Origin of the sequence: Streptomyces sp. NPDC087428, assembly GCF_044744085.1 — a bacterium.
GTDB lineage: Bacteria > Actinomycetota > Actinomycetes > Streptomycetales > Streptomycetaceae > Streptomyces.
In genome coordinates this window covers 476,345-494,509 of sequence record NZ_JBIUXR010000004.1, presented here as the reverse complement: position 1 = coordinate 494,509, position 18,165 = coordinate 476,345, and the positions used below count along the sequence as shown (strand labels likewise).

Here is an 18,165-nt window from a genome sequence, read left to right as displayed (position 1 = left end):
CGGGGCGAGGTGCCCCGGCCGCCGCGCTCCGTGCCGCGCCGGTTCAGGCCCCGGCCGGGACCGAGGCCTCCTCCTGCGGCGCGGTCTGCGCCGTCGCGTTCGCGGGACCCGCCCCGCTCGCGTCGTCGGCGTCGCCCGAGGCGGGTTCCGACACCGTCCGCTTGCGCATCCCGGCCCATTCCCGGCTCATGCCGGGCACACCGATGGCGACCAGGTACATCCCGCCCACGATCCACAGCGCCGTCGACGTGCCGGTCAGGGTCACCAGTCCCGCCCCCAGCAGTCCGCCGAACGGGATGCCCGCCCAGGTCACCGCCTGCGCCAGTGTCTTGACCCGGCCCAGCAGCGGTGTCGGGATCAGCTCGTACGTCACCGCGCCCACGATCGGGTTGACGAAGCCGGACCCCAGGCCACCCACCGCGAGCACCGTCAGCACCAGCCACAGCGGCGCCCCCATCGCCATCGCGGCGAACCGGGGCAGGCCTCCCAGGGAGAAGCCGATCAGGTAGACGGTGCGCCGTGGCAGTCGCTCGGCCACGCCGGCGGCCACCAGCGCGGCGATGATCGACGTCGCGGCGAAGACGCTCACCACCAGGCCGATGGCCTCCGCGCCGTTCCCCGACTCCTTCGCCCACACCGGCAGCAGCACCGACATGAATGCCTGGTCCAGGAGGTTCGTTATCGCCAGCATGCCCACGATGGACCGCAGCAGCTTCGCGTCCCGCAGGAAGGCGGCACCCTGGCGCAGTTGAGAGAAGTAGCCGCCGCTCTCCTCGATCGGGGTTTCGTGCGGCTCGGGCACCGGGTCGGTGAGGGTGGTCGAGACGATCAGCGCCGACAGCGCGAACAGCGCGGCGGTGATCCACAGAGCGGACAGGCTGCCGAACGCGGTGACGACCACGCCCGCGAGGGCCGGCCCGACGGTGGTCGCGGTCCGTTCGACAGCGGCCGAGAGACCGGTGCCCCGCTCGATGGGTACGCGGGCGGCGCGGGTGGCCGACGGTACGAAGAGCCCCTTGGCGCCGTTGGCCGGCCCGTCGGCCGCGCCGACGACCGCGAGCAGGCCCAGCAGCAGGCCGAAGGGCAGGCTGCCCGTCAGGTAGAGCAGCGGGGCGGTGGCCATCGCGGCGGTGGACAGGAGGTCGCCGGCCACACTGATCCGCTTGGGGCCGATTCGGTCGATGAGTGGACCGGCCAGCGCCTGTGAGACCACGTACGGGACGATCTGGCAGAAGGCCACCAGACCGGTCTTGCCGACGCTGCCGGTGGTCGTCAGGACGAACCAGGGCAGGGCGATGGACAACACCCGGTTGGCCGACAGGGCCGCCGCGTTGGCCGACAGCATGCCGACCAGGCCGCGCAGGACTCTGGGGCCGGGGTCCGGCACCGTTGTCCGTGCGCCGTTGTCCGCCGCCGTCTCGGCGGCTGTGTGCTGAGTGGCCATCGGTCTACTCCATGTCGGTGGGCTGGGTGACGTGCCGGTCCTCGCTGGTCGGGAACAACTGGAACTGGAAGGAGACCCGTGCCGCGTCCGGCGGCGTCTGCGCGTCGGCGGCCGCGGCGGCGGACGTACGCCTGCGGAGCAGGGCGTGGATCTCTGCCGTCAACTCCGCGGCCTCGGCGGGGGTGAGGGTGAGCGCGTAGTCCCCGAAGTCCTGTGCGTCGCGCCACTCGGGCGTGAGCGAAGGGGTCGTCTCGATCGCGGCAGTCAGGGCGTCCGACCAGACCCGGCCGAGGGCCTGGAGGTAGGCGACGCCGAGCCCCTCGCTGCCGTCCAGCGCCTCGCTGTCGGGGGCGACGGTGTTCGCGTGCGACGCCTGCCACCACCGGTCACGTCGGCCGCCCCGTGAGGGTGCCTCCGTGATGAAGCCGTACTCCGCGAGCTGGCGCAGGTGGTAGCTGGTCGCCCCGGTGTTCAGATTCAGCCGGCGAGCCACCGTGGTGGCCGTGGCCGGGCCTTCTGTCCGCAGGCTGGTGAGGATCTGAACCCGCAGCGGGTGCGCGATTCCGCGCAGGTTGCGGGCGGTCAGATGTACCTGGGAGGGCTGCTGCGGTAGTTCCATGAGGTTCAAGCTAGACCACACAGGAGTCTGTGCATAGAAGTCTGTGCACACAAGTCTGTGCAATATTTCGGCGTGCGGCATCGCGCAACTCGTCCGGCGTTGCTGCGGAGTTGGATATGAACCGACGTCGCCGGCCGGACCCTGGCCTCCTACCAGCGCAGTACTCCCTCTCCTGCAGACGCAGGCAGGGGAACCGCGCTCTGCACCGAGCGCATCAGCGCATGGTCACGGCAGGCGTACGACGACGTGGAGGGGGCCCGGAGGCGAGGGTGGTGACCTACCCAAGACCTGACCTGACCTGGAGATACATTTCTCGTGGCTACCTTCCTGTACCGACTCGGCCGTGGTGCCTTTCGCCGGCGCTGGTTCGTGGTGCTTCTGTGGGCCGTAGTGCTGGGCGCGGCCGGTTTCGGCGCACTCAAGGCGCCGGCTGCCGATGACAGCGGTACGTCCTTCATGCCGGGGATCGAGGCGCAGAAGGCCTACGACCTGATCGGTGAGCGTTTCCCGGGCACCGACGCGAACGGCGCGAATGCCCGGATCGTCTTCGTCGCACCCGACGGCCAGAGGGTGACCGCGGCCGACACCCGTGCGGCCATCGACGCATTCGTCGCAGAGACCGGCAGGGGCACCCAGGTCGCGAGCGCCGTCAGCCCGTTCGCGGCAGACGCCGTCAGCGGGGACGGCTCCACGGCGTACGCGACAGTCACCTACAAGGTGGCGGCCGACGATCTGACCGACTCCAGCAAGAACGCTCTGGAGCACGCCATCGACGATGTCCGCGACAAGGGAGTCACCGTCGAGGTGGGCGGCACGGCTCTGGCCACTCAGCCGGCCGCGGGCGGATCGGCGGAGATGATCGGTATGGGCATCGCCGCAGTCGTTCTGCTGATCACCTTCGGCTCTCTGGCCGCCGCGGGCCTGCCGTTGCTCACCGCTGTCGTCGGGGTCGGCATATCCATGGCAGGAATCATCGCCCTGGGGAGCACCTTCGGTCTCTCGCTGACCACCGGCACCCTGGCCTCCATGCTCGGCCTGGCGGTAGGGATCGACTACGCGCTGTTCGTGGTCTCCCGGTACCGGGAGGAGCGCGCACGTGGCCGTGAGCCACGCGAGGCCACCGGGCTTGCCGTCGGCACGGCCGGCTCCGCGGTGGTGTTCGCAGGACTCACCGTGATCATCGCGCTGGGCGGACTGTCCGTCATCGGCGTGCCGATGCTCACCAAGATGGGACTGTGCGCCGCGGGTGCTGTCGCCGTGGGAGTGCTGGTAGCACTCACTCTCGTGCCCGCCCTCCTGGGCATGTGGCCGGACGCGGTGCTCTCACGTGGCGTCCGCAAGCGCCGGGCCGAGGCCCTGCGGAAGCAGAACGAGGAGAACAACGGCGGCTCGCGCTGGGCGCGGTTCGTGATGCGCCGCCCGATCGCCGTACTCCTGGTCGCTGTCGCCGCTCTCGGCGCGCTGGCCCTGCCTGCCGCCAGCCTGGAAATGGGCATGCCGGGCGACGAGTCCAAACCCACCTCGACAACGGAACGTCGTGCGTACGACGCACTCGCCGACGGCTTCGGAGCCGGATTCAACGGCCCCCTGACCATCGTCGTCGACGCCAGGAACTCCAACGACCCGGAAGCCGCCGCCGCCGCGATCACCAAGGAGATCAAGGACACGGACGGAGTCGTGTCGGTCTCTTCGCCCCGGTTCAACCCCGACGGTGACACCGCCCTCTTCTCGGCCGTACCGGCCACCGGCCCGAACGCGGAAACCACCAAGGACCTCGTGCATGCCATCCGGGCGGAGCGCGCCGGGCTGGAGGCCGGCGCGGGCGCGACGTTCGAGGTGACCGGGAGCACGGCGATGGACATCGACGTCGCCACGGCACTGCAAGAAGCCCTCGTTCCCTACCTGATCGTCATCGTCGTCCTCGCCCTGGTGCTGCTGCTGGTGGTCTTCCGGTCCGTCCTCGTTCCCGTCAAGGCCGCCCTCGGCTACCTGCTCTCCGTGCTGGCCTCCCTGGGCGCGGTCGTCGCTGTCTTCCAATGGGGCTGGGGCGCGGAGCTCCTGGGCGTCGAGCAGACAGGCCCGATCATGAGCCTGATGCCGATCTTCCTGGTGGGTATCGTTTTCGGCCTGGCCATGGACTACGAGGTGTTCCTCGTCGCCCGGATGCGGGAGGCCTACGTGCACGGTGACCGCCCGGCGCAGGCCGTCGTAGCGGGCTTCCGTCACAACGCACGCGTGGTGGTCGCCGCGGCGGTCATCATGATCGCCGTCTTCTCCGGGTTCGTCGGCTCCTCGGAATCAATGATCAAGACGGTCGGTTTCGGCCTGGCCATCGCGGTGCTGTTCGACGCGTTCTTCGTCCGCATGACCATCGTGCCGGCGGTCATGGCGCTCCTGGGCGACAAGGCCTGGTGGCTGCCGCGCCGACTGGACCGCCTTCTTCCCCGGGTGGACATCGAGGGGTCCGGCCTCACCGCCGCGCCCGCCGATCCCCTGAGCGGAGCGGTGGAGCGCGAGCCGGTACGCACCTGAGCCCGGTCGGCGCCGGGGGAGCGAGGCCGTCATCGACGGCGTTGCTCCCCCGGCGATCGCTATGTTGTCGTCTGTGTCTGTCGTGGAGAGATCAAGATGAGTACGAGATGGCGCGACAAGGCAGCACAGCGACCGCGCACGGTGCAGCTCGCGGCGTTGCTGCTGCTGTTCGGGGCGACCGCGACCGGCAGTTTCGTCACCGGTTGGGTGGCTGAGGAACCCCTCGCGCCATGGCCCGGGATCCTGCTCTCCGCCGTATGCTGCCTGGCGCTGTTCTGGCGTGACCGGCACCCTCTGCCGGTACTGGGAGTCATCACGGTACTGACCATGGCCGAGGGAGCCATCGGCTACCTCATCACACCGCTGCTGATGGGTCCCCTGATGGTGGCGCTGTACTCGGTCGGCCTGCGCGCCCACCGCATCACGGCCCGCAACGTCTCCCTGCTCGCCACCGTGTGCATCGCTGTCACCGGCCTGTTCCTCGACCCCTACAACCACCCAGTACTTCTCGGCGTCGTCAACCCGGCAGCCTATCTCCTGCTGTCGGCTCTCCTGGGCAGCTACGTCGGCGTACGGCGTACCTACGCCGCCGAACGTGCCGAGCGGGCCGCACGGACCCGTGAGGAGGAAGCCCGCCACCACGTGGTGCAGGAACGCATGCGCATCGCCCGTGAACTGCACGACATCGTCGCCCACCACCTCGCTCTTGCCAACGCTCAGGCGAGCACGGCAGCCCACCTCTACCGCACACATCCCGACGAAGCCTTCGAGATGCTCACCACCCTCTCGACGACCACAGCCAACGCCCTGCGGGAGCTCAAGGCCACCGTGGGAGTGCTGCGCCAGGACACCGAACCCGCCGACAGCCTCACCCCTGCCCCGGGGCTCGGCCAACTGCCCGACTTGACGGCCGCCTACGCCGGCACCGGGCTCGACGTCGACGTCACAGTCAGCGGCCGGCCCCAGCCGCTGTCCTCCGGAGCGGACCTGGCCGCTTTCCGTATCATTCAGGAAGCGCTCACCAACGTCACCAAGCACGCGGTTTCCGGGCGGGCAGACGTCCGGCTCGTGTATCTCTCCCGCTCGCTCAGCCTGACGGTCTCCAACGAAATGTCCGCAGGGCCCCCGGCCTCCGGCGCACCCACGGCCGACCGCGGGTTCGGGCTCATGGGCATGAAAGAGCGGGCCCAGTCCGCCGGCGGGAAACTCACCGCAGGCCCCCATGACGGTGAGTTCCGCGTGTCCTGCACTCTTCCTCTCCAGCCCACCGACTGAGGCATCACATGACGATCCGTGTCCTGCTCGCCGACGACCAGGCCCTCCTGCGCAGCACTTTCCGCATCCTGATCGACTCCGACCCCGGGATGACTGTCGTGGCCGAGGCCGCCAACGGCCAGGAGGCAGTTGATCTCGCCCGCGAACACCATCCCGACGTCATCGTGATGGACATCCGTATGCCCGGTACCGACGGCCTTGCCGCGACCTCGCTCATCGGCGCCGACGCCACGCTCTCCGCCACCCGCATCCTGATCCTCACGACCTTCGAGGACGACGAGAGCGTCGCGGCCGCCCTCCGCGCCGGCGCCGGCGGGTTCCTGGGCAAGGACGTCACCGCCGAAGCGCTCCTCGCGGGCATCCGGACCGTCGCAGCCGGCGACTCGCTTCTCTCCCCGGCCGCCACCAGATCCCTGATCAGCCGGTTCCTGTCCGCACCCGAGCCCCGGCTCTCCTCACCCCGCGAACTGGAACTCCTCACCGGCAGGGAGCGAGAAGTCATGGCATTGGCCGCCCACGGCATGAGCAATGACGCGATCGCGGACCAGCTGGTCCTCAGCCCCTTGACCATTCGCACGCACATCCACCGTGCGATGACCAAACTGCATGCCCGGGACCGAGCCCAGCTCGTCTACATCGCCTACCAAACCGGCCTCGTGAGTGCCCGCCCGCCGCGTTCGACTCCGTGACCAGCCCGTGCGGGGAAGCGCGGTGCCGGACGGGCGGGCCCGGCATGAACCGAACGAGCGGCCTCAGCGCTTGATGCCCACGCCCGCCAGCAGACTGATCTGTGCGTCCGGGATCTCCGCCCCGTGCGCCGCGGATTCGGTGGACCGCCAGCGGTGGCAGCAGCAGATGCCGGGGTCGACCAGGTCGAGTCCCTCGAAGAAGCGGCCGACGTCGCTGTGCGAACGGAACTGCACCGGAGAGCCGGACTTCGTGTAGACCTCCGCGACCTTGTTCCAGGTGGGGGGATCGAAATCGGGCGTGCAGTGGTTCATGGCGAGAGCGCTGCCCGCCGGAAGCGGGTCGAGCAGCCGGTGGACGATGGCGTACGGATCGTGCGGGTCGGTGATGAAGTGCATCAGCGCGTTGAGGGAGAGGGCGATGGGCTGGTCGAAGTCCAGGACCCCCGAGTCCTCCACGGAGTTCATCAGCGCATCGGGGTCGGTGATGTCGCCCTCGACATAGGCCGTGCGTCCCTGCGCTGTGCTGCGCATGAGGCGTTCGGCGTACTTGAGGACGAGCGGGTCGTTGTCCGCGTACACGACGCGGGCATCGCTCGCGACGGACTGGGCCACCTGGTGCAGGTTGGGCTCGGTCGGTATGCCCGTGCCGATGTCGAGCCACTGGCGGATGCCGTGCTCCTGCGCCAGGACCCGGGTGGCCCGGTGCATGAACGCCCGGTTCTCGCGCGCGGTCACATAGATGCCGGGGTGGGCCTGGGCGGCGACCAGGGCCGCTTCCTTGTCGATCTCGAAGTGGTCCTTGCCACCGAGGAAGTAGTCGTACATCCGGGCCGAGTGCGCCTTGCTCGTGTCGAGACCGCGGCCGGCCTGCCTGGTGGTCATGTGCTCCCCTTCGTACGCGTGTCTGTCGGCCCGCAGGCCAGGGACGGGACCGGTGCCGTCGTCCCTTCCGCTCGCCGTCGGATCACCCGGCGGCCAAGTGATCGGCCAGGCCCTCTTTGACCCCGCGGACGAACGCGGCGATCTCCTCCGGCGTGTAGATCAGCGCCGGCCCGGCCGGGTCCGTGGACTGGCGTACGGCCACGCGGCCGTCGGCGAGTTGTTTCGCCTCGACGCACTGACCGCCGTTCGGCCCGCTCCAGGGACGTTCCCAGCCCTGTTCCCCGAGATTGCAGGCCGGCATGCCGTTGTAGACGCCCTCGTCGATGATCGTCATGAGTACTCCTTGCGCATGCGGTTCAAGAGCGCCCTGCTGTCTTCGGACGACGTCAGCAGCGCCATGCGGGAATGTGCCTCAAGATGGGAGACGACGTCCGCGCGCTGGTCCAGATAGACCGAGGCGGACAGCAGCTCGCTGTACACGATGTCGGGTAGTTCGGGTTCCTCGAACCGGAAATATGTGAACGGGGCGCACGCTCCGACGTGCGCGCCGGCGTCGAAGGGGACGATGTCGACGCTGACGTGGGCGAGTTCGGAGAGGTCCAGGAGCCGTTCGAGCTGCTCCCGCATCACATGAGGGCCACCCACCACCCGGTGCAGTACGGCTTCCTCCATGACCACCCACAACGTGGGGGCGTCCTCCCGCTCCAGCAGGCTCTGGCGGCGCAGCCGCAGCTCCACCCGGCGAGCGACCTCCTCCTCGGTGCCGTTCGGTATCCCGCCGCGCAGCACGGCGTGCGCGTACTCGGGGGTCTGCAGGAGCCCGGTGACGTACTGGGGTTCATACGTGCGAAGGGTCTTGGCGTCGGACTCCAGGCTGACATAGGCCGTGAACCAGCTGGGGACCGCATCGCGGTAGGAGTGCCACCAGCCGGGCTTGTTGGCCTGTTCGGCCAGATCGACGAACTCGTCGATCTCCTGGCGGCCCGCGCCGAAGGTCTCCAGGAGCTTCTCCACGTAGAGAGGCTTCAGCGCGACCTCGGCCTTCTCCAGCCGGCGGACGGTCAGCGTCTGCACGCGCAGAGCCCTCGCCGCGTCCTCCAGCGAGGCACCGGCGCCCAGCCGCATGTCCTGCAACCGACGGCCGAGAATCATACGCAGAACTGTCGGAGCGCTGGTGCTGGAACGGGCTTCGCTCACGCCCAACCTCCTGAGGAACCGTCAACATCAGCATTCTTACAGTGATTTGATGTTGACGCCAGCGTGATAACCGCGCTGCTGAAATTATCAGGGAGTCGGTTGCAGCATGACCTCCATCACGCGCATAGTGGGCGTGTGAGAGGTCAAGTCACAGCAATGACGCAGGATCCGGTCCGGGGAAGGCGCGTGATGTCGATGGACGTCGTCGGCACCCCGCCGCCGGGCGCTTGCTTCGGCGAACGCCTCTCACCGCTCGAGTTGCAGCCCCGCATCCCCTCACCGCGCCCCGCCCCCCGGAAGGCGCTGGAAGGCGACATCCGTGACTCTGTCCACCCCCTCGGCCCCGTCCTCGCCCCCCGCCTTAGTCAGGACCGTGCCGCGCCGGGAGTACTGGTTCGGCCTGCCCGCTCTGCGTACCAGCGCGAGAGTGGCCCGCGACACCGTGCGCGACCGGCTCTGTGCCTGGAAGCTTCCCGGCGACACATGCTGTGACGCGGTGCTGCTGGTCTCCGAGCTGACCACGAACGCCGTACTGCACACCGCCAGCAGTCGCGTCCTGTGCGGCCTCATGCTGACCGCTGACGAGCGGCGCCTGCGCATCGAACTTCACGACGAGGGCAGCACCCCGGTCCGCCCGCCCGAGCATCGAGCCGGCCCCGGCGAGGAGAGCGGGCGAGGGCTTTTCCTCGTCCAGCAACTCGCGGACAGCTGGGGCTCCGCACGCTCGACGCGGGCCGAAGGCAAGCTCGTCTGGGCAGAGTTGACGGCCCACTCCTGAGCCGAAGAAGCCGAAGAAACCGGACGCTGCCGAACACGGCGCGGTCCCGGTCCCGGCAGCGACAGTCCGGATGAAGCGCGGCCAGAACCGGCCGGCTGAGAACCGGGCCAGTCGCGCCGGCCTGCGGCAGCGACCGCACAGCCCCCACTGCGTCCCTTCGCGGGGCGGGCTCCCCCTCCTCCTCGATCCGTCTACAGAGGCGCATATGACTCCCCACGGTGAAACCGCTTCTCCCGTCGTGCTGTACGTATGCGCGGACCGAGCACGGGGCACGGCCGGGGGAGCCACGGAGCGCGCGCAGGAGGAAGGCCGCGCGTTCGCCCAGGAGCGCGGACTGACGATCGCCGAGGTCGTGACCGACACGTTCGGCGAGCCCGACCCTGCCCAGCGCAGAGGGTGGCGGCGTGTGAGACAACTGGCCAAGACGGGCGACGTCACCGCGGTGCTCGTCCGTTGGCCCAGCGCCATCGCCCCGGAGTCCGCACGCGAACTCCGGCACCGCGAGGCCGCCTGGCTCCACGACCAGGGTGTGCACGTCCGGTACACCTGGGCGCCCTTGTCATCAAAGGGCTGCGAAGCGGGTTGATCCCGCTCTGTGCTTCGTCGTCCGTCTTGTCAAGTGGCTGGAGGGTCGCCCGTCCGGGGCCCGATGCCGCCTGCGGACCCGGCGATTCGCTGACCGCCTGACCGCCTGACCGCCTGACCGCCTGACCGCCGGTTCGATCCGTCGAGTCGCGCGCTTTCCGGTACCACCGCTTCGTTGTCGCCGGCCGACCGTGCCGCGCTGTCCGTCGAGCGGCGTTCTGAGGTGTATCGGGTTCTCCTGACGAGCCGTGCCGGTGGGACCGGCCATGGCGGCCGTGGCGCGAAACTCTGAATGGTGGTTCACTTCTTGTATGGCCTACCGCAAGACCCCAGGTGAAATCAGCCGGCTGGAAGCCGCCAGGGAGCACCTCGTCGCCTGTGCCACCTCGGTGGTCTCCGAAGTGGGCTGGGCTCAGACGTCCGTAACGGCCGTCGCCGACTCGGCGGGCATCGCCGCCGGTTCCGTCTACCAGCACTTCGCGTCGAAGACGGCACTGGCCGTCGAGGTGTTCCGGCGGGCCGCCGGACGCGAGGTCGACGTACTGGGCGAAGTGCTCCAAGGACCGGGAAACCCCGTCGAGCGGATCGGCCGCGGCGTCGAGGTCTTCGCCCGCCGCGCCCTGGAGAACCGCGGGCTGGCCCACGCACTGCTCGCCGCCCCGGCCGAGCCGGCGGTCGGCGCCGAACGCCTCGACTTCCGCCGCCGCTACCGGGCCCTGTTCGCCCAGGTCGTCCACGAGGGCATCGAGGACGGCCTGCTGCCCGCACAGAACGGTGAGATCACCGCCGCCGCGCTCACCGGGGCCATCGGCGAGGTGCTCGTCGAGCCGCTCGGCACCGGCGACGAGAGGGCCGCGGACGAACTCCTCGCCGAACTCGTCGCCATGGCGCTGCGCTGCGCGGGCGCCCCGCCCGCCGCCCGGCAGCCCTGACCCGGACCGTGCGTACCGGCCACTCGTCCCGTACCTCCGTTCCCGTCACTCGTCCCCGACCTCCCGTTCCCGGCCACTTCCCCGAATCCCGTCCCCTTCCACCCGGAGGAATCCCGTGCCCGCGACCGACTCGCCCCGCAGCCACCCCGCCGCCCTGACACACGAAGTGACCAACCAGCCGCCGCCCTTGACCGGCCATGACGTGGCCGAGGACGCGGTCCTGCTGGAGGGCGTGCACCGCGAGGGCGCGCAGTGGCACACCGAGGAACTCCACCGCCTCGGCCGTCTCGTCGGCGGCGAGGAGGCCCAGGAGTGGGCCGACCAGGCCAATCACCACGAACCCGTGCTGCGCACGCACGACCGCTACGGACACCGTGTCGACGAGGTCGACTTCCACCCCGCCTACCACCACCTCATGGACACCTCGGTGGGCGCGGGCCTGGCGGGCGCGGCATGGGCCGACGAGCGGCCGGGCGCCCACGTGGCCCGAGCCGCGGGCTTCATGCTGATGACGACGCTGGAACCGGGACACCTGTGCCCCGTCTCCATGACGTACGCGGTCGTCCCGGCACTGCGCCACTCACCCGACCTGGCCAAGACGTACGAACCCCTGCTCACGAGCCGGGTCTACGAGGCCGGGCTGCGCGCCCCCGCCGACAAGCGCGGGCTGCTCGCCGGGATGGGCATGACCGAGAAGCAGGGCGGCACCGACGTACGCGCCAACACCACCACGGCCACCGAGGCGGCCGACGGAACCTGGCGGCTGCGCGGACACAAGTGGTTCACCAGCGCACCGATGAACGACCTCTTCCTCGTGCTCGCCCAGGCGCCCGGCGGACTCTCCTGCTTCCTCGTTCCGCGCGTACTGCCGGACGGCAGCCGCAACACCTTCCGCATCCAGCGGCTCAAGGACAAGCTCGGCAACCGCGCCAACGCCAGCAGCGAACCCGAGTTCGACGACACGGTGGCCTGGCTCGTCGGCACCGAAGGCAAGGGCGTACGCACCATCATTGAAATGGTGACCATGACCCGGCTGGACTGCGTCCTCGGCTCCGCGGCCGGCACCCGCGCCGCACTCGCCCAAGCCGCCCACCACGTACGACACCGAGCGGTCTTCGGCGCCAAACTGATCGACCAGCCCCTGATGCGCAACGTGATCGGCGACCTGTCCGTGGAGTCCGAGGCCGCCACCACACTCGCGCTGCGTCTGGCCGGCGCCGCCGACCGGGCCCAGCGGGGCGACGCCGGGGAGCGTGCGTTCCTGCGGCTCGCCACGGCCGTCGGCAAGTACTGGGTGTGCAAACGCCAGCCCGCAGCGGTCGCCGAGGCGCTGGAATGCCTGGGCGGAAACGGCTATGACGAAGCATCAGGAATGCCCCGCCTCTACCGGGAGGCCCCGCTCAACGGAATCTGGGAGGGCTCGGGCAACGTGAACGCCCTCGACCTGCTGCGGGCGCTTGCGCGCGAACCCGAGTCCTTCGACGCCTTCCGCACCGAGATCGAGGCGGCCTCGGGCGCCGACCGGCGACTGGACACGGCCTGGCAGGAGCTGCGCGGTGAACTCGTCCTCACCGAGGACGCTCCGCTGCGCGCCCGCCGTCTCATCGAGCGCGCGGCGCTCGTGCTCCAGGGCTCCCTCCTCGTCCGGCACGCGCCGGCCGCCGTCTCCGACGCGTTCTGCGCGTCCCGGCTGGACGGGGACCGGGGGCTGGCGTTCGGCACCCTCGCGCCGGGCACGGATTTCGCCGGGCTGCTGGAGCGGCTCCCCGCCTGACTCCGCAACGGTGAGAGGCCGTTACGCGGCCTGTACCTCGTCGGACTTCTGCGGCGGCGGGTGCGCGGACGGGCTCAGCGCGCCGGTGCCGGAGAGGCGCGAGCGTCGGTGCCGGAGAGGCGCGAGCGTCGGTGCCGGAGAGGCGCGAGCGTCGGCCCCCGCCCCCGTGTCCCAGTAGAACGGACGGATCTCGGTGATCCTGGGCAGGGAAACGGCGAGGACGATCCGTTCCTCTCAGCTCTGCGGGACGTCCTTGACGAAGACGATCCCGTCGAATCCTGCCAGGTGGGCCGGGTCAAGTGGGGCGTAGCCGAAGTAAGGGGACACCCGAGGGTCGGGACCCGTGTCGCCGAGGGCGGTGGCCAGCCGGGGAGCGTCGACGACGCAGGGGTTGTCCGGGAGCGCGTACAGGAGCCCCTCGACCGTGTCCGGCGGCGGGGTGCCCACTCCCTGGTGCCGGATCGTACCGAGCGCCGTGGCCAGGAAGGCGTACTCCTCACCGAGGCTTGCGCTCACCAGCGCGCCGGCGCTCCACCACTCCAGCGGCAGGCCACCCATCCGCATCGTGCTCCTGGCCCGCTGGAGATGACCGTTGTGGGCGTGGACCAGTGCCGGGCCCTGTTCCGCGATGGCGAGCAGGTTGGCCGCCATCATCGAGTCCCGCAGGCTCACCAGCCACGCCAAGCGGCTCGGCGACGTATCGGCCATCCAGAAGTGGTACCGCAGCAGCCCGGTGGCGGTGCGCCCGTACAGGCGCGCCCGGTCCCAGGCGTGCCGCGAGGCCGCCGTGATCAGGTGCGGTGCCTGCGCGTCGAGCAGCGCCACCAGATCGTCGGCGAGCAGACGCAGCTCCCTGGCCTCGTCCGACTGTCCGACGGACCGGGCCGGGTCCCTCATCGCGGCGGGATCGGTCCACCGGGCGTCGGCGCCGAGCAGTCGGTCGAGCATCTCCGCGGTGCAGGGGAGCAGGCCCGCGTCCACCTGGGCCGAGAGACAGCCATGGAGCGCCGTGAGTGCTTCCCGGGGGCTCGCGGCGCCGGTGATCTCCAGCGGACCGTCGAAACCGGCGAAGCGGATCCGCTCGGCCGCGGGCAGGCCTTCGTTGTGGGCGCGCATCCAGCGCACGAGTTCGCGGTTGGCGGCCGAGGCGCCCCAGCCATGGCTGAATCCATTCTCCATGGCCTCGTCGAGAGTGCCCGTGCCCGAGGTGACATAGCCGTCCACGACCAGGCCCATCACACAGTCGCTCTCGAGCGCGACGGTCCGGTAGCCCTCCTGCTCGACGAGCTGACGGAAGAGCTTGTTGCGCACGTCGAGCAGAGCGTCCTCGCCATGGGTGGGCTCGCCCAGAGCGAGCAGCCGAGGCCGGGCCGGGAGCAGCTTCATGACGGCGGAGGCCTCGACGGCATGGGTGATGTCCTTGATGTCAGTAGCCATGCCTTCAACGGTATCGTTGAACCCTCGGTTGAGACTTTCCCGCGATATCGGCAGGACAATGAGGCAGAACCTTCAAAACAGTGAGCGGCTCAGGCCGGTTGACCTGGCGCGCGGGCACGGCCTGTCCACGCAGGCGGTCAGGAACTACGAGGAGGCCGGCATCCTTCCGGCCGCCGGCCGCACCCCCCACGGCTACCGCACCTACACCCCGCTGCACGCGAGCGCCCTGAGCGCATTTCTCGCCCTGGTGCCCGGCCACGGCCACCGGACGGCGACGTCGATCATGCGGGCGGTGAACGAGGGCGCGGTCGACGAGGCGTTCCACCTCATCGACGAGAGCCACGCACAGCTGCTCGACGACCGCCGGACCCTCCAGGCGGTGGAGAGCGCCCTCCGTGACCTGGAGCCCATGCCGGCGTCCGAGCCCGGTACGGGCGCCGGCATGGGCTCGGCCCCCGGGTCCGGCGGCACGTTCATCGGGCCCCTCGCGGGGAAGCTCGGAATCCGGCCCGCGACGCTGCGCAAATGGGAGGGAGCCGGGCTGGTGAGCCCGCGCCGCGACCCGCTGACCGGGTACCGCGTCTACGACGACGCCGATGTGCGGGACGCCCGGCTGGCTCACCAGCTGAGGCGGGGCGGCTACCTGCTGGAGCAGATCGCCCCGCTGATCGCCCAGGTACGGGCGGCCGGCGGGCTGGAGCCGCTGGAGGCCGCGCTGGTGGACTGGCGCGGCCGGCTGTCCACCCGGGGGCGGGCGATGCTGACCGGGGCCGCTGAGCTGGAGGCGTACCTCCGCCTCCGCGGATGAGCCGCCGGTCGCCGGTCGGAGAGGGCGAAGGGCGGGCCGGGGGCGTCAGGGCAGCATCGCTCCGTTCCCTCCCTCGCTGTGGTTGACCCGCGTCAGCGGGTCCGTGCCAGGTGGCTGCGGGTAGAACCGGCCGGCCCAGCGCCGGAACGGGCCGATCGGGCCGTCGCCGGAGGCCAGCCGGGGCGGTTGCAGGTACTGCTTGTGATGCCAGATCGGGAAGTCCGCCGCCGTGAACTCGCAACTGGACCGGAAGATGACGCGGTCCAGAACCCGGGCGGCAACGCGGCTGACCGCCCGCGCGAGCGGGGGCGGCAGCCGGCCCGGCTCGGTGAAGGCGATGCGGTTCAACTGCCGGAACTGCATCCGGTTGGGCGCGATCGCCGTCGGCATCACCATCGTGCACATCCGTAGCCCGAGGCGAGGCGTGTGCACGTCGGCGTGGAGACAGCCGAGCCCGTATCCGTCCACCTCCACATCGACGGTGAAGCTGCCCAGGAGCGGCGCCGACTCATGGGCTCGCATGGATACGTGGAACGCGGCGTCGTCGTACACCACCGGCCCGCCGATCTCCGCCTTCTCCCAGCCGTGCAGGGTGGCGAAGTGCCCGAGGTCCACCGAGTTCTCGATGACCTCCTGGACGTTTCCGGCCAGCTCCCAGGCGGCCGTGCGGGCCGGCCGGTGGCCGATCTCGTGCCAGCGGGGGATCAGCCAGTCGGGAGCACGGCCGTCGTGGTGGCGCCAGACGAAGACGGCACCGTTGACCTCGTGCACGGGTAACTGAGTCAAAGCGGAACGAGGCGGCGGCGTGCCGTATCCCGTGCGCACACACGTGCCGTCGGGGCCGAACGCGAAGAAGTGGAAGGGGCAGGTGAGCTCGTCCCCGTCGAGCTTCGCCAGACCGAGATGGGCACCGAGGTGCGGACAGTACGGGTGGATGGCCCGTACCGCTCCACTGCCGAGCCGGTACAGCACCACGTCCTGCCCCGCCAGCGGCCGGGTCAGCACTCTGCCCGGCCGCAGCTCGTGCGAGAAGGCCAGTGCGGACCAGCCGCTCGGGTATGGCAGGGCGGCCGCACCAGCGGCGTCCGCCGGGGTCGGACCCTCACTGATGGCGCGCCCGTACTCGGGTGGCACTTCCACGACTTCCCCTTCCACGATTCGTCGCCCGGAGGCTGCCCCGGACCCCCGCGCGATTCCCTCAACATGCCGGACGCCACCCGAACGGGATCCGGCGCAGGATGAGTTGACGACGCATGTATGTGCCTCACGTCGTCGGACCGAATCGTCGAGAAAGTCCCCCCGCACGACCGGGGACTCGTCGCGATGCCCACCCGCTGTGTGAGGTCAGGCGCCCCAGCGCAGAGCGACCGTGTCACCCGCGTTGATCACCTTCCCGCGGGCCGCTGCGGCGAAGGCCGAACCGTCGACGCTGACTTTCCATGTGTTCGAGCCGCTGTTCGCCTTGCCGTTGAGGGCGGTGACCGTGCCCGTTCCCGAGGAAGGGGTCACGCCGCTCACACAGCCCGACGGAGTGGCCGTGGTCGCGGCCGAGTCCAGCACCGCGCCGAGAGTGGACGTGGTGCCGGTGGGTGTCAACGCGACGGAGCAGACCTTCAGCCCTCCCGCGCCGTCGTCAACCGTCAGAGCCAGCTTCGTGGCGGTGCCGGAGGCGAAGGTGCTCTGTCCCACCCACCGGGGTGCGCCGCTGGTCACCGGGACCGGGGGAGTCGCGGTGAAGCCGCCGCCCGCGACGGCACGCAGTCCGTCGATGGAGGCGTAGGCGGAGGGGGCGGTGTCGCCGGGCAGGTACTTGAAGCCACCCCCGGGGTTGAACTGCTGGGCTATCAGGAAGTCGACGGGTGTCTTGCCCGCCGAGGTGAGGAAGTCGCCGGTCTGCGGGTTGATGCCGCAGGCGTTGAGTCCGGAGACGGCCCAGCCGTTCGAGTCGGTGTTGACGCCGAACATGGCGTTGAACGCGCCGCTGCCCGTCACCAGCTTGCTCTTGAGGAACGACTTGGCCTGGCCTATGACGGTGTCGGTGTTCGCGACCCCGGAGACGCAGAGCGCGGCCATCGCGGCGCCGGTCATGTCGATGTCGCTCGTGGCGGCGAGCGCGGCCGGGTCGCCCTCGGCCTTGCCGAAGTTCCAGCCACCGTCGTTGTGCTGGTTGGCACGAATGCGGGTGACGAGGGAATCACGCAAGGACTCGGGCACGCGCTGAGTCCCGGCCTGGGTCCTGGCGCCACCGAGGGCGAGCGCGGCGAACACCGTCCCGTTGAAGTTCGCCGAGGGGCCGAAGTAACCGGGTTCGGCCGTCTGCCAGTAGCCGTAGATGTCTCCGATCAGATTGCGGGATGCGGAGACCCGGGCCGGGTCGATACCGGCCGCGTACGCGTTGAGGGTGGCGCGTTCGTAATCGGTGACCACCGGTGCCGCGGACGGCCAGCCCGCCGTGGCGAGCAGGGTGCGGTAGACGGATCTCGCGTTCTTCGTGGTGTCGCCGCCGGGCGTGACATCGACCGCCGCGGTGCCGGCCGAGGCGAGTGCGCTGAACGCCCACTCGTTCGACAGCCCCGCCGAGGCATAGGAACCGTCCTCCCCCTGAAGGGACTTGAGATACGTGACACCGTTCGCCTTCGAAGTGGCGATCTGGGCCGGCGTGGCAGTGGCCGCGGCCGGCAGGACGCTCAGAGTGAGCGCCCCGACAGCGGCGGTCGCCGTGAACGCGAGGCGACGTGAAATCAAAAGTCGGGACATGGCCTGCTCCTGGGATGAGGGGCGCGCCGACCGGGCCCGCGGGCTCCTCGGGGAGGCAGCACAACGAGCAGGCTGGCCGCCCGAACGCGTGGACCGGCTTCCTGTGGTGCGTCGCCGCTCGGGCATTCGGGCTCGGAACGGCCCCCAGCCGCCCCACTACCGCTGCGCGTCAGCCCCGGATTCTCACCGGGTTCCCCCAAGTGGCAGCCCCGGACGCTACCGGAGACGGAACGGTCCCGCCAGACGCCCCCGCACGGCCGCTGCGCACCCCGCCCCCAGGTCTTGACGGCGTGTCACCCTGCGTGCTCCAATCCGCCTGATACGCACTGAGTTCCAGGGGAAGCCGGTCAGAATCCGGCGCTGACCCGCAACCGTAGGCCCGGTTCCACCGGGCGAGCCGGAATGCCTGGACCTGATCTTCAGCGAGAAACGCCGTCGCGGACTACGGCGTGGTCG

General features: G+C 70.2%; 16 protein-coding genes and 2 riboswitches. Of the genes, 8 read left to right on the top strand and 8 right to left on the bottom strand.

The features are described from left to right. Positions 1–43 precede the first annotated feature (43 nt). Complete coding sequence (locus ACIO3R_RS11635) at positions 44–1,444, bottom strand: MFS transporter (RefSeq protein WP_385030594.1); 1,401 nt, start codon at positions 1,442–1,444, stop codon at positions 44–46. A gap of 4 nt (positions 1,445–1,448) precedes the next feature. Beyond that, on the bottom strand, positions 1,449–2,063 hold the full coding sequence (locus tag ACIO3R_RS11630) for a helix-turn-helix domain-containing protein (protein ID WP_402105257.1): 615 nt from the start codon (positions 2,061–2,063) through the stop codon (positions 1,449–1,451). Positions 2,064–2,378: 315 nt separating this feature from the next. Between ACIO3R_RS11630 and ACIO3R_RS11625 the strand changes: the two genes are divergently transcribed. From ACIO3R_RS11625 to ACIO3R_RS11615, 3 genes are all read left to right on the top strand, one after another. Continuing rightward, complete coding sequence (locus ACIO3R_RS11625; protein WP_402105255.1) at positions 2,379–4,595, top strand: MMPL family transporter; 2,217 nt, start codon at positions 2,379–2,381, stop codon at positions 4,593–4,595. A 96-nt stretch (positions 4,596–4,691) separates the two neighbouring features. Continuing rightward, positions 4,692–5,870: a sensor histidine kinase gene (locus ACIO3R_RS11620; protein WP_402105254.1), complete on the top strand. Its 1,179-nt coding sequence runs from the start codon at positions 4,692–4,694 to the stop codon at positions 5,868–5,870. A gap of 8 nt (positions 5,871–5,878) precedes the next feature. Continuing rightward, on the top strand, positions 5,879–6,559 hold the full coding sequence (locus ACIO3R_RS11615) for a response regulator (protein WP_385030582.1): 681 nt from the start codon (positions 5,879–5,881) through the stop codon (positions 6,557–6,559). Between the two features lie 63 nt (positions 6,560–6,622). On the opposite strand, the gene ACIO3R_RS11610 is transcribed toward ACIO3R_RS11615, so the two are convergent. The 3 genes from ACIO3R_RS11610 to ACIO3R_RS11600 all read right to left on the bottom strand — a co-directional run bounded on the left by ACIO3R_RS11610 (position 6,623) and on the right by ACIO3R_RS11600 (position 8,638). Further along, positions 6,623–7,441 (bottom strand): SAM-dependent methyltransferase, encoded by an 819-nt coding sequence (locus ACIO3R_RS11610; protein ID WP_385030579.1) that lies wholly within the window; start codon positions 7,439–7,441, stop codon positions 6,623–6,625. Between the two features lie 82 nt (positions 7,442–7,523). Beyond that, positions 7,524–7,775 (bottom strand): DUF397 domain-containing protein, encoded by a 252-nt coding sequence (locus ACIO3R_RS11605; RefSeq protein ID WP_363022763.1) that lies wholly within the window; start codon positions 7,773–7,775, stop codon positions 7,524–7,526. Next, positions 7,772–8,638, bottom strand: coding sequence for a helix-turn-helix domain-containing protein (locus tag ACIO3R_RS11600; protein WP_385030576.1), 867 nt, complete (start codon positions 8,636–8,638; stop codon positions 7,772–7,774). Before ACIO3R_RS11600 ends, ACIO3R_RS11605 begins: the two co-directional genes overlap by 4 nt. A gap of 319 nt (positions 8,639–8,957) precedes the next feature. Here ACIO3R_RS11600 and ACIO3R_RS11595 point away from each other — a divergent pair, with 319 nt between their 5' ends. From ACIO3R_RS11595 to ACIO3R_RS11580, 4 genes are all read left to right on the top strand, one after another. Continuing rightward, positions 8,958–9,416 (top strand): ATP-binding protein, encoded by a 459-nt coding sequence (locus ACIO3R_RS11595; RefSeq protein ID WP_385030572.1) that lies wholly within the window; start codon positions 8,958–8,960, stop codon positions 9,414–9,416. A 205-nt stretch (positions 9,417–9,621) separates the two neighbouring features. After that, on the top strand, positions 9,622–10,002 hold the full coding sequence (locus tag ACIO3R_RS11590) for a recombinase family protein (protein ID WP_385030569.1): 381 nt from the start codon (positions 9,622–9,624) through the stop codon (positions 10,000–10,002). Positions 10,003–10,312: 310 nt separating this feature from the next. Next, positions 10,313–10,933, top strand: a complete 621-nt coding sequence (locus ACIO3R_RS11585; RefSeq protein WP_385030566.1) for a TetR/AcrR family transcriptional regulator — start codon at positions 10,313–10,315, stop codon at positions 10,931–10,933. 115 nt (positions 10,934–11,048) lie between these two features. Continuing rightward, a complete protein-coding gene (locus ACIO3R_RS11580; protein WP_385030563.1) occupies positions 11,049–12,707 on the top strand; it encodes an acyl-CoA dehydrogenase family protein in 1,659 nt (552 codons plus the stop codon). A gap of 234 nt (positions 12,708–12,941) precedes the next feature. Here the strand turns inward: ACIO3R_RS11580 and ACIO3R_RS11575 are convergent, their stop codons facing one another. Further along, complete coding sequence (locus ACIO3R_RS11575) at positions 12,942–14,144, bottom strand: erythromycin esterase family protein (protein WP_402105251.1); 1,203 nt, start codon at positions 14,142–14,144, stop codon at positions 12,942–12,944. Positions 14,145–14,202: 58 nt separating this feature from the next. On the opposite strand from ACIO3R_RS11575, the gene ACIO3R_RS11570 reads away from it, so the two are divergent. Then, positions 14,203–14,952, top strand: coding sequence for a TioE family transcriptional regulator (locus ACIO3R_RS11570; protein WP_385030557.1), 750 nt, complete (start codon positions 14,203–14,205; stop codon positions 14,950–14,952). Positions 14,953–14,997: 45 nt separating this feature from the next. Here the strand turns inward: ACIO3R_RS11570 and ACIO3R_RS11565 are convergent, their stop codons facing one another. Next, positions 14,998–16,092, bottom strand: a complete 1,095-nt coding sequence (locus ACIO3R_RS11565) for a Rieske 2Fe-2S domain-containing protein (RefSeq protein ID WP_402105249.1) — start codon at positions 16,090–16,092, stop codon at positions 14,998–15,000. A 204-nt stretch (positions 16,093–16,296) separates the two neighbouring features. Next, positions 16,297–17,709 carry a hypothetical protein gene (locus ACIO3R_RS11560; RefSeq protein ID WP_402105247.1) on the bottom strand — a complete coding sequence of 471 codons (1,413 nt, stop codon included), beginning with the start codon at positions 17,707–17,709 and terminating at the stop codon, positions 16,297–16,299. A 120-nt stretch (positions 17,710–17,829) separates the two neighbouring features. Then, a riboswitch (cobalamin riboswitch) is annotated at positions 17,830–17,906 on the bottom strand. 140 nt (positions 17,907–18,046) lie between these two features. Continuing rightward, positions 18,047–18,116, top strand: a riboswitch (cobalamin riboswitch). The last annotated feature ends 49 nt before the right edge of the window (positions 18,117–18,165 follow it).